Origin of the sequence: Marinobacter similis, assembly GCF_000830985.1 — a bacterium.
GTDB lineage: Bacteria > Pseudomonadota > Gammaproteobacteria > Pseudomonadales > Oleiphilaceae > Marinobacter > Marinobacter similis.
Window position 1 is genome coordinate 898,930 of the sequence record NZ_CP007151.1, and the last position, 15,011, is coordinate 913,940.

A 15,011-nucleotide genomic window follows, 5' to 3' on the forward strand; every position below is an offset into this window, starting at 1 on the left:
GGGTTATTCTTGTGTTCTCAGAGAGTTAAACAAACACCACACCCCTGTTCTTGTCAAGCAGATTGGGCCAGAGTTTGTCTGAAAACACAGGGCCGAAAGAGCTGGCTGATTTGAACAGCCGGTAGCTTCCAGGCGTACAGCTTGCAAGCAAGCCTGTGCCGCTCCGAGCAGTGTCATGCGTCCGTGCTGTCGTCCTGGTTGGTAAAAACCAGTGTGCGGAAGCTTTCATGCTCACGCAGGTGTTCAAAACTCAGATCTACCGAGGCATCGTCACGGTAAGCTTCTGAAATGTCTATCGCTTTTTGTAAGGTTGTCACAGCATCTTCCCAGCGGCCAATCTCAGCGTAGGCGCACGCCAGCTGGTAGTGGGCATGGCCGTTGTCCGGGGCCAGCTTGAGCGCCCGTTGGCACAGGCTGATAGCCCACAGTGGTTCCTGGATTTCCAGTACAGCGTCGGCCTTATAGCTGAGCGCTTCGACATCGTCAGGCCGGAGGTCGAGAATCTGGTCGTAGGCCGCGATCTTGTTCTGCTGCGACGTCTCTTGGCTTGCCTTCAACCAGAGCGAATGCACTTCGTTGGTGCGCTCAATCTCTGCCTGGTTCTGGTGAATGATGTCGGATTTCTGCTTTAGCTGATCCTCAATGCCCTCCAGCCGTCTTTCGTATTCCACCACCAGTTCGTTGACGCGCTTCTCGGCCAGGCTGGTGAGCTGGTTACGCATGTCACGGATGGAGTTCCAGCCGATAACAACGAGAATAGAAGTGGCGCCGGCGATCAGATAAAAGAAGTAGGTGACCGTGTCGGTGGCGTAGGACATGGTCTTATCGGCTACCGACAGCTCCTTATCAACCACCTTTTCGATCAGCTCGGCCCGGGTGTTTTGCATCTCCTTGCGCAGGGCCTTGCTTTCTTCCAGCAGGTAAAGCTCGATGAACGGCGTGTACATGGGCTCTTCAAGGTCCGCAAGGGCCGCCGCGACATCGGCAGAGGTAACGTCCTTTTTGCCATTGGGTCCTACAGTTTCCGGGTCCTGGGCCTGAGCGGGCGCAACAAGCGTCATGACCAGCACGAGGGCCGTGAAGGTCATAAGGATGGCGCGGATTTGACCCGGGCCGATTGGGCCTGCAGAAATGCCGGAGGTCGGGCGGCTAGAAAGGAACCGGTACAGGTTTCGGCTGATCATGGGGCGACTTCCGTTATTCGGGTTTTCAGAAAGTTGCTGACCATAGCATAGTGGCCGCCGGAAAAAATGCCCCAAGCCTGAATTGGCCGGTATGGGAGCGAGTGCGTCGACCGCTAGGTAAATGTGGCCACTTGCAATTTGTGGTGTGGAGACCTCTAATAGTTAGTGTTATAAATAAATCTGGTGTTTTCAGTGGCTCAGTTTCGGCTGGGCTTTCGTTTGAATGAGGCCAACGTCAATGGCGAGCAACAAGGGTGCGAACCCCAACTCCCTCGACACCCCCGATTCTAAACAGACCGGAGCATCTGCCCCGGACCGGAGCAGCACAGTGCAGAATTACGAGCAGGTACTGGTCGCTCTGCGGCGGGTTATCCGTGCAACAGATCTCCATTCCAAGCGTCTCAGCAAGCACGCCGGCTTGACCGGCCCCCAGTTGCTGATCATGCGGACCATCCGTGCCCTGGGAGAAGTGACCATCGGCACCATCGCCGACAAGGTCAGCCTGAGTCAGGCCACAGTCACGACCATTCTGGATCGGTTGGAACAGCGGAATCTGGTGTATCGGGTGCGTAGTACCAGGATAAGCGCAAGGTGCACGCGCACCTGACAGAGGAGGGCGACGAGATTCTGGCTCGCGCCCCGAATCCGCTGCAGGAAGACTTCATCAAGAAGTTTCAGAGTCTCGATGAGTGGGAACAGACCATGATCCTGGCCTCGCTCCAACGCGTGGCTAACATGATGGATGCCGATGACATCGATGCCTCACCGGTGCTGCACGTGGGCCCGGTGCTGCGCGAAGACGGCTGGAAGTCCGAGACCAAGTCCTGAGCCTGGTCGCAGTGGGCGCTAGCCACGCCCACTGAGCGGCCGGGTTAGTGAACGCTTGCCCCTCTGGCCGATTTGGTGCCAAAGCAGACCTGGAATACATCGTTATAGTGCCGGGCAAAGTTTACCGTCAGGCCTTCACGCAGATACTCTGGTAACTCCTCGTAATCGCCCCGGTTCGCTTCCGGCAGAATCAGGTTGCTGATCTTCTGCCGGCGCGCCGCAATGACCTTTTCCCGAATGCCACCCACGGGCAGTACCTGGCCCGTCAGGGTCAGCTCGCCGGTCATGGCGAGGTTCTGCTGCGGTGATTCACGGCGAGCGATGGACAGCAGCGCCGTTGCCATGGTGACACCAGCGCTGGGGCCATCCTTGGGTGTTGCGCCCTCTGGAACGTGCAGGTGCACGAATGACTTGTCGAAGAAAGTCGGGTCACCCTTGAACCGTTTCAGGTTGGACGACACGTAGCTGTAGGCGATTTCCGCCGACTCCTTCATTACCTCCCCAAGCTGACCGGTCAATCGGAAGCCCCGCTGATTGGTGTGGATGCGCGAGGCCTCAATGCTAAGTGTCGCGCCGCCCATGGCGGTCCAGGCCAGACCGGTGACCACACCGATGCCTTTCAGTGCCTTCTCCTTGCGGAACGGTGGCTGGCCGAGGTACTCGGTCAGATCCGAAACGCCAACTTTGATCGGGGTGCCCGGCTCTTCCAGTAATTTCACAATGCCTTTGCGGATGATCTTGTGCAGCAGCTTTTCAAGGCTGCGGACCCCGGCTTCCCGGGCATAACCCTCGATCACCTGTTTGATCGCCGCGTCAGTCAGATTGAGCTGCTTTTTCAGCAGTCCGGCCCGCTTCAGCAGGCGTGGCAGCAAGTAATGCTTGGCAATGGCCAGCTTTTCCTCGGCGATGTAGCCGGACAGCCGGATCACATCCATGCGGTCGAGCAGGGGCCGGGGAATGGTGTCCAGTTGGTTGGCGGTGCAGATGAACAGAACCTTGGACAGATCCATGCGAACGTCCAGGTAATGGTCGAGGAATTCCCGGTTCTGTTCCGGGTCCAGGGTTTCCAGCAGCGCTGAGGCCGGGTCGCCCTGGAACGAAGCGCCGATTTTGTCGATTTCGTCGAGCATGATGACTGGGTTGGCCACCTTGGCGTCTTTCAGCGCCTGCACAAACTTACCCGGCATGGCGCCAATGTAGGTGCGCCGATGGCCTTTGATCTCGGCCTCATCGCGCATACCACCGACACTGAAGCGGTAAAACTTGCGCCCCAGGGCATCGGCCACGGAATGACCGATGGAGGTCTTGCCCACACCCGGAGGGCCAACAAGCAGCAGGATGGAGCCGCTCACTTCGCCCTTGAAGGTGCCCTCGGCCAGGAACTCGACAATGCGGCTCTTCACATCGTCGAGGCCATCGTGGTCACGGTCGAGAATGCGTTTCGCTTCGGCCAGGTCGAAATGATCTTGTGAATGCACGCCCCAGGGCACCTGGGTCAGCCAGTCCAGATAGTTCCGGGTAACGCCGTATTCCGGCGAGCCCTGTTCCAGCACCTGCAGTTTCTGAACCTCGTCCTGGAAACGCTCCCGCACCGATTCGGGCGGGTCCAGTTTGGCCATGCGCTGTTCGAAGCGCTCGACGTCGGCGGTCTTGTCGTCCTTGGCCATCCCCAGTTCACGCTGGATGACCTTCAACTGCTCTTTCAGAAAGAACTCGCGCTGGTGCTTCTGGACCTTGGCGTTTACCTCTTCGCTGATCTCCGATTGCAGGCGCGCTACTTCCTGCTCTTTGCGCATCAACAACAGGACTTTCTCCATGCGCCGGAGCAGGGGCACGGTATCGAGTACGTCCTGCAGCTCCTGGCCCGGAGCGCTGGTCATGGAGGCGCCAAAATCGGCTAGCGGCGAGCTGTCGTCCGGGCCGAAGCGGGACAGGTACTGCTTCACGTCCTCGCCATAGAGCGGATTGGTACGCAGCAGTTCCTTGATAGTGCTGATGATGGCCAGGGTGTAGGCCTTCAGCTCGTCCGGGTTTTCCTGCGGCTCTTTCGGGTATTCAACCTCCACCAGGTAAGGTGGTTTGCGCCGCAGCCATTGCACTATCCGGATGCGCTGCAGGCCCTGGGCGATAAACTGAACCTTGCCGCTCTCGTGCTGGGCCTGATGCACGCGCACGGCGCAGCCCATGGTTTCAAGCTCTTCGCTGCCGGGAATGTCCTGCTCGCTTTCCTGTTCGTCCACAAAGCAGATGCCGAGCACCTTGTGGTCGGTTTCGCCAACCCGTTTCAAGGTCTCCTGCCAGGGGTTCTGGTTGACCATGATCGGCTGGACCTGGGCCGGGAAAAACGGACGATTGGACACCGGCAGCACGTACATGCGCGTCGGCATCATCTGCTGGGGCAGGGCGAGGCTCTTGCTGTGCTCATCCTTGCCAATGTACTCGGTCAGGTCCTCTTCGAATTCTTCAAATGAGCCTGTGTGCTTTTCGTCATTCATGCCGTGAAACATCCCCGGGAAAAGAGTGTGGTATCGTCCGGTCATTGTCAGCGCGGGTGCGACCGGAATGACGTGTTCTTTCCTATGTAACGGCAGATACGGCTATTTCAAGGATTCAGCCTTGTTCGCCAATGGCTTGCCGGTTGCTCGCTAAACCGTTGCTAGCGCCTTGATTTCCCGGGGTCTGACCCCATGGTTTCTGGCATCCCGAATGATTCATCCGATTTTTGCAGGTGCAATGCATGAGCAATTCTCCGTACGTTTTTGAAGCTACGATGGAAAACTTCCAGCAGCAGGTGATGGAGGCTTCGGCCAACACGCCCATTCTGGTGGATGTCTGGGCCGACTGGTGCGCGCCCTGCAAGCAACTGACGCCGGTGCTGGAAAAGCTCGCTGACGATTACGAAGGTGGCTTTCTGCTGGCCAAGGTCAATGCGATGAGCAGCAGGAGCTGACGTCGAGTCTGGGCGTGCGCAGCCTGCCCACGATCATTCTGGTCAAGAACGGTCAGGCTGTTGATGGCTTTAACGGTGCGTTGCCCGAGGGCGAGATCCGCAAGGTGCTCGACAAACACGTTGAGGCTCCGGAAGAGGATCCCTATGACAAAGCCCATCGCCTGTGGGAAGCCGGCGATGTGGACGGCGCCACGGCCATCCTTGCTGAGATGAACCAGAAGGACCCGGACAACCTCAAGGTGCTGATTGATCTGGCGCAGCTGAAGGCGGAAGCGGGTGATCTGGAAACCGCCGAGCAGGTGCTGGAAAGCCTGCCACCGGAAGAAAAAATGCAGCATCAGGCCAAGCAGTTGGCCGCCCGGGTGAAATTCCTGAAGCAGTCGGCCGAGCTGCCGCCGATCAAGGATCTGGAGATGGCGCTGGAGCAGGATCCGAAAGACCCGAACGCGCTGCACCAGCTAGCGCTGCACCACGTGCTGCTGGAGAATAATGCCGAGGCCATGGATTTGCTGATCCGCCTGATGCAGGTCGATAGCAAGTACAAAGACGAGGCTGCCAAGACCACTCTGATCGAACTCTTCGACAAACTGGGTAACAACAACCCGGATGTGCGTACCTACCGGCGTAAGCTCTACACCCTGATGCACTGACCGCTGAGTGCGGAGCCTCAGTGCTCCGCACTCCCGCTCCTGTTTGGCAAACGAAGTTGTCGGAAAGGGACGATATGAGTCGTCCTTAGAGACATACCACGTGCTTTTCCTATAAATTGATTCGGGTCGCCGGCGCCGATGGTGTCAGGAAGAGTTGCAACAGGAATGCGAAATGTCCGGTCTGGAATCACCAAAAGCGTCACCTCTCACGTCCGATAGCTCGTTTCTCGCCAACGAAGCCGAACTTATCCAGAGCCTTTATCAGGCGCTGGATAATGACACCGGGTTCCACGATTACCTGTCACTTCTGATGAAGTCGGTCAATGGTTGTGCCGCCCAGTTGGTGTTTGTCCGCAAATCGCCATTGCGCATTGAGCACATCTGGTATGCAGGCCTGTCTGACGAATTCATTGGCTGGTATCTCGACAACAACATGATTGCCAGCGATGCGGTGACCAATCATGCGATTGGCCAGCCGCCCGGAACCTTTCAGTCTGCCTTGCCACTCATAGAAGACGGCCCGCCCGGTGACGATTACGACCGCTGGGAGTCGGATCAGAGCATGCTGGATTCTGCGTGGCTGGTGGTTGAAGCCTCCGATACTCATATCACCCTTCAAACCGTACAGCGCACCGTCGCTCAGGGGCCATACCTTCCCGAGGAGCTGGCAGCCATGAATCGGCTGGTGCCGTTTATCCGTCAGGCAGTGAGTCTGGCCAAAAATCTGCATCAACCGCCAAGCTCGGTTCAGGCGCTGTCGGCGGTGATTGATCTGGTACCTGATGCCGGGTTCGTGCTCGATAACCCCGGCGCGGTGATGGTATCGAACGAGCGTGGGCGACAGTTGCTGAAGCAGGAGCAGGTTATATCGTTGCGTCAGCGCCGCTTTGAGTTCGATGACAAGAAGATCCAGAGTGCGTTTTTCCGGATCAGTTCCCGGGTTGTGCAGGCGGACGTCCAGGGCCGCGATTACACGCCGGAAACATTGATTGTGTCTCGGCCAGGCGCGTCCTCATTATTGATGACTCTGCAGCCGCTGAAGCGCAATGAACTGGTCACCGGTGCGGTGCTGGTGACAGTAACAGACTCCGCCTGGCGAGTTTTTCCCGATGCTGTGATGATTCAGGACTACTTTTCCTTGAGCCGGTCGGAGGCTCAGCTATGTGAGGATCTAGTGAAGGGAATGAGCCTGAAAGACATTGCCGCACGCCGGCATAAGAGTGAGGCTACTCTCCGGAGTTATCTCAAGCAGGTGTTCCTGAAAACCGGACAGAGTAGGCAGGGGCAGTTGATCAGCACCATTCTCTCAGCGTTGATGCGGTAGGCCGTCGGCGCGAGGCTCTCCCCGCGCCTGTCGGCGGTTATCCCTCAGTTTTCACCAGAACCACCAAGCCGAGCTCGTTTGGCTCACTGGGCCCGGCGGCCTGCCAACGCAGGTTAAATACCCCCAGACTAGCGCTCTCGTTGAAGAATCCTTGCAGAGTGGCTGTGCCTTCCTCGTCGCTGATTGTCATCGTTGTCGGTTCAGGCCCGCCCAGATTAACGTCGACCTGGGTCTCGCTCACGTCCTCGGTACTCACCGTAATGTCACCACCAAGTCCGGATTTTCTGACCTCAAAGAAAGTGCCGTCAATGGTGCCGGCCGTTTCCGATGTCATGGTCAGATAGGTGTTGAATTGACTTGAATTCATGGTCAGTTCTTCACCGTCACCGAGCGTCAGAGAGTTGAGCAGTAGGCGATAGGTTTTGCCCGTGAACGTTGGCGTTTCGGTCGGCAATTTCACCATCAACGTTTTATTTACGTCGGCAGACTGCTGGTCTGTTCCTCCAGATTCAGCGAAGGCCAAGACGTTGAAATCGTCATTGATAAATCCATCTGCCGCTTGGCCGCCGACTGTAGAGATGTCACCGTCAGCGCTTATGTCGATAGTGATATCGTTTGTGGCGTTCTCTGAGGTTTGGCTATAGATGGGAGAGGGGGATGCCGATTCCAGGCCAATTCGATGGCCAGCAACTGCGCCGTAGTCAAAGGTGCCATTGCCGTGGAAGGTCAGAGTGTTGATCTCGGTTTCCACCTCAAGTACATCGCTTTGAATCCAGGTTCCGATGTACACACGGCCGAACGTTCCTGTCAGGTCTGAATTGGTGAAATCTGAGGGCGATCGGCTGAAAACCTCCAGGGAACGAAAGACCTCATCGCCTTGCTTGGCCTGAGGGTCAACCGCATCCTTCGTACCGTCGTCATTAGTATCTACCGTGCCGTAACGTACGGCCGCTTCATTGGTGATCAGGAAGAACAAGCCCGTATCGGGGACCTGTTGCAGATTGTAGGTGTGGGCGGGGTAGCGCCAGCCGTAATCGCCATCGATGTCTTCTTCGAATTCGCCAAAAATCGACAGGATGCCGTTGGCGGTGTAGGTGGCCTGGAAGCTTTCGGCGAAGTTATCCACGCCTGTTTCATAATATACGCCGCTCTGGTTCAGGGCGGGGCCTGAAAGGCTGCCATACGCATATTCTTCGGAGGTGTGGGTGACTGTCACGGCTCCGTTACCGCCGTCGACAAAAGAGAACTCGCCGGCCCAGAGATCGGTGGCGTAGGTGCCGACAGTGTCCTGGTCGCTATCGTGGAGCCCGAAACCGAATGCCGCACTGCGGTAGTTGCCAGCTATGCCCGAGCTGTCGCCTTCGCCGGCAGCCACTACGGCAACCTGATTCTCGACAAAATCACCGACCTGCTGATCAAGGGCGGCAAAGGCCTGCTCCAGATTATTGGAATCAGACAGGGTGATGTCGAACGCCTCGACCCGGCCCTCTAGTTTGACCACGTCGTTTACCACCAGTTGGTCCAGCTTTGCTCCCTGGGTAATGAATTTACGTAGGACAAATTCGGACACGGGTGAGATGTCCACATCTTGCTCAACTACCTGAGCGCGCAGCGAGATGCTGTTCTGGCCGGTAATTCTGACCACAAGGTTGCCGGCAAGATTCACCCCCTCGGGCAGGGTGAGTGTGTAGTCACCGGTGATCGAAGTGCTGGTGGTTGCCAGCACTTCGCCAACCTGGTCGCCGTTGTCGTCCACCCGAATTAATTCCACGGTGGCGCCGCCGATGGGGTCAAGGCCGGTGATTGCGGCTGCGACTGGCGGGATCATAAAATTCAGGGCGATTTCGATGGCGCTACGAGGTTCGTAATAAGCAACAGCGCCAGCCGGGGCGGTTGCTGTGCCTGAAATTTCGCTGTTTTGGCTTGAGCCTGAGCCGCTATCTGAGCCACTGCTGCTTGAAGAGCCGCAGCCTGCCAGAAGAAGGGATGATGACAAAGCGCCGGCCAGGACCAGGTATTGGTTCCTTTTCACATCAATACTCCTTATCGAAAAGAACGGTGTCGTGCAGGCTGAACCTACCATGTACTTTTTGTGATCAATTACCCCCATATAGGGGTAATTGGGTTGGTGCACGGCGAGGCTTGGTCCGGTAGGGAACCTATTCGCTCGTTCCGCCTCCCACTGTGAAGACAAGCTGACAGTGGGGTGGATGCGTGGTACGGCTGAATGGGCTCTCGCCTCTTGTCCTGCTGTTGCTGGCAACTCTGGCCGGGTGTGCTGCCCGCCCAGCCTTTCACACGCCAGTAATGGCGCTGCCGACATCTTGCGAACAGCAATTTGAACGCTGGCACTCCCAAGTCGCCACCGATGGGCGTTTTGATGCCCAGGACTGGTCGCCGCCGGTTTTCCCTATCTGCGCATTGATCGCTTGCTGGCGAGTTTCGAGCTGTCTGAGTTGTCGCTGGACCAGCGCCGGGACTGGTTGGCGCGCGCCCATGTTAAAGCACTGCAGGCCTGGCGATACGAGCTGCAGGGTGGACCGTCCCAGGCGCCTCAATGGCTGGTCGGGCTCAAGAAATGCGCAGGTCTCGCCATCGCGGCTTTAGCTGAGAATGATGCTCGGTGGGGCCAACTTGCTCGTGTTTCGCAGGTGCCGGATAGCTACAGCACCGGTGCTCAAATCGCCGGGCTCTACCCGTTGGTGGCGCCGATTGTGGATTGGCGAGCGCGCGTGACCATGGGAGCCCTGGCGGAGCGGTTTGACCACTACAGCCCCCGGGGCAAGTGGCAGAGTTACCGCCTGCAGTTGCCGGAGCTGGAACTTCCCGACACTGCTGGCGGCTGGACTCGGGACAGTCTCGGTATTCCGGTGTTCGAAGCTCAGGTGTTTGATGATTTGTTCCGTCACCACGCGCCAGCCTGGCGTATCGACACCCTCGACCGTAATGACCAGCCTGGCCGGCCCGGTCGTGGCACCGACGGTGAACTGCGGTTTCATCTAGAACCCGTGGTGTTTACCCAGCTGGCATTCAGCTACGTCCACGGCATTATTCAGCCCCAGCTGGTGTATCTGATCTGGTTTGCTGCCCGGTCTGCGGAATCCTGGCCTGATATATACGCGGGGGCGCTGGACGGCCTGGTATGGCGGGTCACGCTCGACGATCAGGGTCGAGCGTTGGTGTACGACAGCATCCATCCCTGTGGTTGTTATCACCAATGGCTGCTGGTGAAGGATGGTTTGCGCCCGAGGCCCTCCGTGAATCTCAGTAATGAACATCTGTGGGTGCTCGGTGAGCTGCCGGAAAACTCGGGGGCGCCGGTGTTGTCGCTCTCAGCGGGCGATCACCAGCTGGTCGGGATTCAATTTGCTGAAGACGTTGAGGAACCGCTTGCCCGGGAAGTCGGTCTTGCCTATCGCATGGAGCCCCTTGACAGTCTGCGGGGACGATCCTGGGCTGGTGGGCGCCTCTATGGGCTCGATGGTCTGATTGCCGGTACGGAGCGGCTGGAGCGCTTCCTGCTCTGGCCCACGGGTGTCGTCTCGGCTGGGGCGATGCGCCAGTGGGGCCATCACGCCGTATCTTTTGTCGGGCGCCGGCATTTTAATGATCCCGATCTGCTGGATCAGTATTTCCGGTTGCTCCGATAACGGACTCAACGGAAGGCTGATTGCACATGGTACAACTGCCGCCGCAACCAGATTGTTGCGAACTCTGTCTACGTGGCGTCGCCAAACTCACTCGGCACCACCTTATTCCCAAGCGCCTGCATCGTAAGAAGCGGTTTCAGAAGCTGTACGAGCGGGACGACATGATCACCCGCACGCTATGGGTTTGCCGACCCTGTCACAACGCCATCCACAAGGCCTGCTCCGAGTTCGAGTTGGGTCTGAACTTCAATACCCGGGACAAACTGGTGGAGCTGGAGGAGCTGAGAACCTTTGTGGAATGGCTCAAGGATAAGTCGGACGGTTTTGTGCCCAAGTCGAGCCGTTAGTGCGCATTGGCCTGATCCAAACGGCGGCGGTTGCAGTATCTCTGCAGGAATTCTTTGCGGAGGTTTTTATGGCCAATGTGAACGAAGACCGTCGGAGGATCCAGCGTTTCATGGGCTGGAGCGCCCTCGTTCTGTTTACGCCCTGGCTGCTGATCGCAGGTCTCAAGGCGGTGCAGACGTACCAGGCCGGTCTGCTAGACAGCGCCGATCTGCGGGTAGTCCTGATTGGTGTCCTTGGGGTCGCGTTTGGCGCGTTGATGGTCTGGGTGATTCCGTCCTGGAAAGCTCGCCGTTCAAGTCGTCAGTGATGAAACGCGCAAGCGGGGCCGCTTCGACGGCCCCCGAATTCATCGGTTACTCTCGCACCGTGCCTTGATGCACTCGCGCACCCTGAGGTCGAACCTTAAGGTATCAAAACGGCTTGATGACGTTCCGCAGGCGTGTTCCGATGAAACCTGTTTCCCCGCAGAAACGATCCGTAATCGTTGAACCGGACTCCCATCTCTTTCATCACTCTGTGGGCCTTCGGCGCTGTCCACTGCCGGATATAAAAGGGTTCCCGAACAGCGAAGTGATGGATGGCGTGAGTGCTGCCAAAGTTGAAGCAAAACAGCTGCATGGGCGTTAACCACCAGGGGTTGAGAACCTGGCACTGCTGCATCACGTTTCTGGCTCGACATCGCCATAGTAGTGCATATTGGAGCTGATGAAGTGCAGGCAGAAAGTGCGCAGGAAAGACGGCAGCATGTACACCACTGCAAACGTATTTAGCGCCGCCAACGCGGTTGCCAGTCCATCCGGCGGGTTGATCGGGGCGCCGGCAAGCCGCGCCGTAAACAGTACCACCTGGGTAAGTATCCAGCCGTGGAACAGCAGGTAGTAGAGGTTGCCAAGCGGCGCATAGGCGAGCAGCTGTTGCAGTCTCATCTTTCTGGCGTCGCCCGGTGACGCAGGCTTCTGGCTGCGGATGTACTCACGTACCGCGCTATGCATGGTAAAGGGCCGCAGCAGCACGGCCAGCATGTTGTCTCCGGTCATCAGCAGGCGTCGCACGCCCCAGCGCTCACCGTTTGTGATGCCGCGTTCCTCCAGATCGCTCTCTGTACCGCTGAATTTGTGGTGGTGCAGGTGCAACTTGCGTCGTACGAACGGGCTGATGGTGCTGGCTCGGGCCAACCACCCCAGCGCCAGCATCAGATCGTTGGCCCAGGGCCGGTTCTTGAAGTACATCAGGTGAATCAGATCGTGCTCAAGCTCGTGGATGAGCGACGCAAAGATGGCAGTCACCGGAACACAGACCCACCAAGGAATGAGCTCCATCACATAGAGCGAGCCGCTGGCAATCATGCCCAGCAGCGAAACGGCCATGATGGTGGCACCAATCAGGTTCTGGTGTCTTTCCAGCCACGGGTGTCGGCGGCGCAGGGCTCGCCCCTCTTCCAGGATGGTTTTGCGGATGTGTTCGGTCTTTTCCGCGTCGTTCAGGGTGTTGGGATCAACAGGCATGGTTTTGACCTTTTTAACGATTGGGTACGTCAACCGGGCACCTACACCCGGTTTTGTCAGCTGGTATTGTGGCTCTGGCCATGCCAGTGGGGGGTATGATTCGATGACAAAAAACGATCATTTGGCGACAGCCGCCAGGACACCGGTTTCAATTGTGTCGAGCCAGCCGACAGTTCCGGGCACCTATGTGCTGCTGCTGATTGATGTGGTAGAGCGATGGAATGTGCCGATGGAAGACTTGCTGGGGCACGAAGGTCTGGCTATCGAAGACTTGCTGCGCAGCGGGTTCCGCCTGCCAAGGGACTGTTTCGCTCGGTTGATTAAGCAGGCCATCTCGCTGACCGGCGAGCCGGGTATCGGTTTCCTGATGGGGCTACAGATGAAGGTGTCCTGTCACGGTGTTATCGGTCAGGCCGCGATGGTGGCAAGAACCCTGGGCGCAGCGCTGGATATCGCCATTGCCTATTTCAAAATGCCCTCTTCGGACCTGGAGTTGCGCCTGGATCCACATGGCCAACATGTGCGTCTGGCCTTAGTCGAGCTCGACGAGCGTTACAGATTGGGGGAAGTGGGTGCCATGTTCCTGCTTACCGGCTTCGCCGCGATGGCGGAGGCGCTCACAGGCACCAGGCTCCGGGGCAAGGGCGTTGTCCGTTTTGCTAGGCCCTCGTACATGAGCCGCTTCGACCACCTGATGGTCGGCCCACTGACCTTCGAGGGCGGCTTCAACGGCTTTATCTTCGAGCGGTCGATTCTGGACCTCCCGCTGGTGATGTCTGATCCGGTGGCGGCGCGGGTCGCCCGAGAGCAATGCAAGGAGGAGTTGGGGCGTCTGGGTGGTGGGCGCACGCTGGTGCAGCAGGTGCGGGACCTGGTGTTCGACGAGGGAATGGGTTTTGCCTCAATCGAGGAGGTGGCCGCAAAGCTGAACGTTACACCCCGTACCCTGCAGCGTCGATTGCGCGCTGAAGATATGGTGTTCCGAGAACTTGTGGAATCCATGCGTCAGCAGCATGCCATGCGGCTGCTTGCGGTGGGTCAGAAAAGCATTGGTCAGGTGTCGGATCTGCTGGGGTATTCCGATGTCACCAATTTCAGTCGGGCGTTTCGCCGCTGGACCGGGCGTTCGCCGCGGGAATATGCACGGGCGCCAGGTTAGCGGCGCCCGGAACAGGAGCAGGTTCAGCTTTTCCCCTTCTTCATCTGCTCGAACTCGTCCTCAAAGAAGAACTTTTCTTCTCCGAATGCCGGCTCCAGCTCATGCAACCAGGTTGCCGTCTCGCTGTACTTGGCAAAGAACGGGCGCTGAACCCAGTCCGGGTTGCGGCCCTGCAGGAAGCGCAGAACAAACACCTTCTCGCCTTTGATCTCGGCGATGCCCTGAATTTCCACCTTGCCGGGGCCGGCACTCATTGACGGGCCACGGGCAGTGCGGGCCAAGCCGCTGACCTTCTTCATGGCTTCGCGGTAGATATGGAAGGCCTCGACCAGCGGCACCTCAAAGTAGTTCTTGGCGCCGGTGTCCCGCTCTACGAACATGTAGTAGGGGATGATGCCGAGCTGCACTTCCTTCTTCCAGAGCTTGGCCCAGGCGTCGGCGTCGTCGTTCACGTGCTTGATCAGCGGGCCCTGGGCACGAATCTCGGCACCGGTGGCACGAATGCGGCGGATAGCCTCTTCAGCGATATCGGTGGTGATTTCCTGCCAGTGGTTGTAGTGGGCCATAATCGCCACGTGCTTGCCTCCGTCCACCAGCTTGGCGAACAGATCGATTAGCTCTTCGGCGTCTTTATCGGTAACGAAACGATACGGCCAGAAGGTCAGCGCCTTGGTGCCAATCCGAATGGTCTGGATGTGGTCGAACTCCGGTTCCAGGAGCGGCTCCAGGTACTGCACCAGGTGCTTGGTCTTCATCACCATCGGGTCGCCGCCGGTCACAAGCAGGTCGGTCACCTCGGTGTGTTCCTGCAGGTAGCCGTGCAGCTTTTCGGCTTCGGTACTGGCCATCTTCAGGTCTTTATCGCCGACAAACTGAGCCCAGCGGAAACAGAAGGTGCAGTAGGAGTGGCAAGTTTGTCCCTGGGCCGGGAAGAACAGCACGGTTTCCCGGTACTTGTGCTGAACGCCGTCCAGCACTTCGCCATCCAGTTCCGGCATGTTCATTTCCATCTGCCGGCCGGGTGCGGGTTCAGGTCGTCGCGGATTTCCTTGGCGACCGCCTGGATCTCCTTCTTGTCGGCTCCGTCCCGATGCAATTGCGCCATGCGCTCGTAATGCTCGTCCTTCAGCATGGCTTTTTGCGGGAAGACCAGCTGGTAAATCGGGTCGTTGGGCACCTTGTCCCAGTTGATCAGCTCGTTGATCACGTATTCGTTTACCCGGAACGGCAGCACGCTGGCGACCACCTTCATTTCGAACAGGGTGGCCTCGGGCAGGGTGTCTTGAATGATGTCGATCTTGTCGAGCTGCTTGTCGGTGTAGACCTTGAAGCGCCGCTCCTCGAATTCGGTAGTCGGAATCCGGTTGGGAAAGCTGACGATGGAGTTCATAGATCGCCCTCTGTGTTGTATGC

Annotated in this window: 8 protein-coding genes and 4 pseudogenes; 7 read left to right on the forward strand and 5 right to left on the reverse strand. The window is 58.0% G+C overall.

What is annotated here, in order from left to right; genetic code table 11:
• Positions 1 to 173 precede the first annotated feature (173 nt).
• Complete coding sequence (locus AU14_RS04080; RefSeq protein ID WP_407942847.1) at positions 174 to 1,061, reverse strand: tetratricopeptide repeat protein; 888 nt, start codon at positions 1,059 to 1,061, stop codon at positions 174 to 176.
• 451 nt (positions 1,062 to 1,512) lie between these two features.
• Here AU14_RS04080 and AU14_RS04085 point away from each other — a divergent pair.
• Positions 1,513 to 2,012 (forward strand): annotated as a pseudogene (locus tag AU14_RS04085) (MarR family winged helix-turn-helix transcriptional regulator).
• Positions 2,013 to 2,056: 44 nt separating this feature from the next.
• Here AU14_RS04085 and lon read toward each other — a convergent pair.
• Positions 2,057 to 4,507, reverse strand: a complete 2,451-nt coding sequence (gene lon, locus AU14_RS04090; protein WP_041343598.1) for an endopeptidase La — start codon at positions 4,505 to 4,507, stop codon at positions 2,057 to 2,059.
• A 242-nt stretch (positions 4,508 to 4,749) separates the two neighbouring features.
• On the opposite strand from lon, the pseudogene trxA reads away from it, so the two are divergent.
• Together trxA and AU14_RS04100 are read left to right on the forward strand one after the other, a co-directional pair.
• A pseudogene (gene trxA / locus AU14_RS04095) lies at positions 4,750 to 5,612 on the forward strand (thioredoxin).
• Between the two features lie 172 nt (positions 5,613 to 5,784).
• Positions 5,785 to 6,936: a helix-turn-helix transcriptional regulator gene (locus AU14_RS04100; RefSeq protein ID WP_041339144.1), complete on the forward strand. Its 1,152-nt coding sequence runs from the start codon at positions 5,785 to 5,787 to the stop codon at positions 6,934 to 6,936.
• 37 nt (positions 6,937 to 6,973) lie between these two features.
• Here AU14_RS04100 and AU14_RS04105 read toward each other — a convergent pair whose 3' ends face one another.
• Complete coding sequence (locus AU14_RS04105; protein ID WP_041339147.1) at positions 6,974 to 8,968, reverse strand: hypothetical protein; 1,995 nt, start codon at positions 8,966 to 8,968, stop codon at positions 6,974 to 6,976.
• Positions 8,969 to 9,365: 397 nt separating this feature from the next.
• Here AU14_RS04105 and AU14_RS04110 point away from each other — a divergent pair, with 397 nt between their 5' ends.
• The 3 genes from AU14_RS04110 (at position 9,366) to AU14_RS04120 (ending at position 11,241) form a co-directional block, all read left to right on the forward strand.
• Positions 9,366 to 10,586 (forward strand): hypothetical protein, encoded by a 1,221-nt coding sequence (locus AU14_RS04110; RefSeq protein WP_041339150.1) that lies wholly within the window; start codon positions 9,366 to 9,368, stop codon positions 10,584 to 10,586.
• 26 nt (positions 10,587 to 10,612) lie between these two features.
• On the forward strand, positions 10,613 to 10,933 hold the full coding sequence (locus AU14_RS04115; protein ID WP_041339153.1) for a hypothetical protein: 321 nt from the start codon (positions 10,613 to 10,615) through the stop codon (positions 10,931 to 10,933).
• A 68-nt stretch (positions 10,934 to 11,001) separates the two neighbouring features.
• On the forward strand, positions 11,002 to 11,241 hold the full coding sequence (locus AU14_RS04120) for a hypothetical protein (protein ID WP_148312715.1): 240 nt from the start codon (positions 11,002 to 11,004) through the stop codon (positions 11,239 to 11,241).
• A gap of 95 nt (positions 11,242 to 11,336) precedes the next feature.
• Here AU14_RS04120 and AU14_RS04125 read toward each other — a convergent pair.
• Positions 11,337 to 12,439: pseudogene (locus tag AU14_RS04125) on the reverse strand (fatty acid desaturase).
• A gap of 103 nt (positions 12,440 to 12,542) precedes the next feature.
• Between AU14_RS04125 and AU14_RS04130 the strand changes: the two are divergent.
• The gene (locus tag AU14_RS04130; protein ID WP_158498308.1) at positions 12,543 to 13,598 is read left to right on the forward strand and encodes an AraC family transcriptional regulator; all 1,056 of its coding nucleotides are present in this window, start codon (positions 12,543 to 12,545) and stop codon (positions 13,596 to 13,598) included.
• Positions 13,599 to 13,621: 23 nt separating this feature from the next.
• On the opposite strand, the pseudogene AU14_RS04135 reads toward AU14_RS04130, so the two are convergent.
• Positions 13,622 to 14,988, reverse strand: a pseudogene (locus AU14_RS04135) (KamA family radical SAM protein).
• Positions 14,989 to 15,011 lie beyond the last annotated feature (23 nt).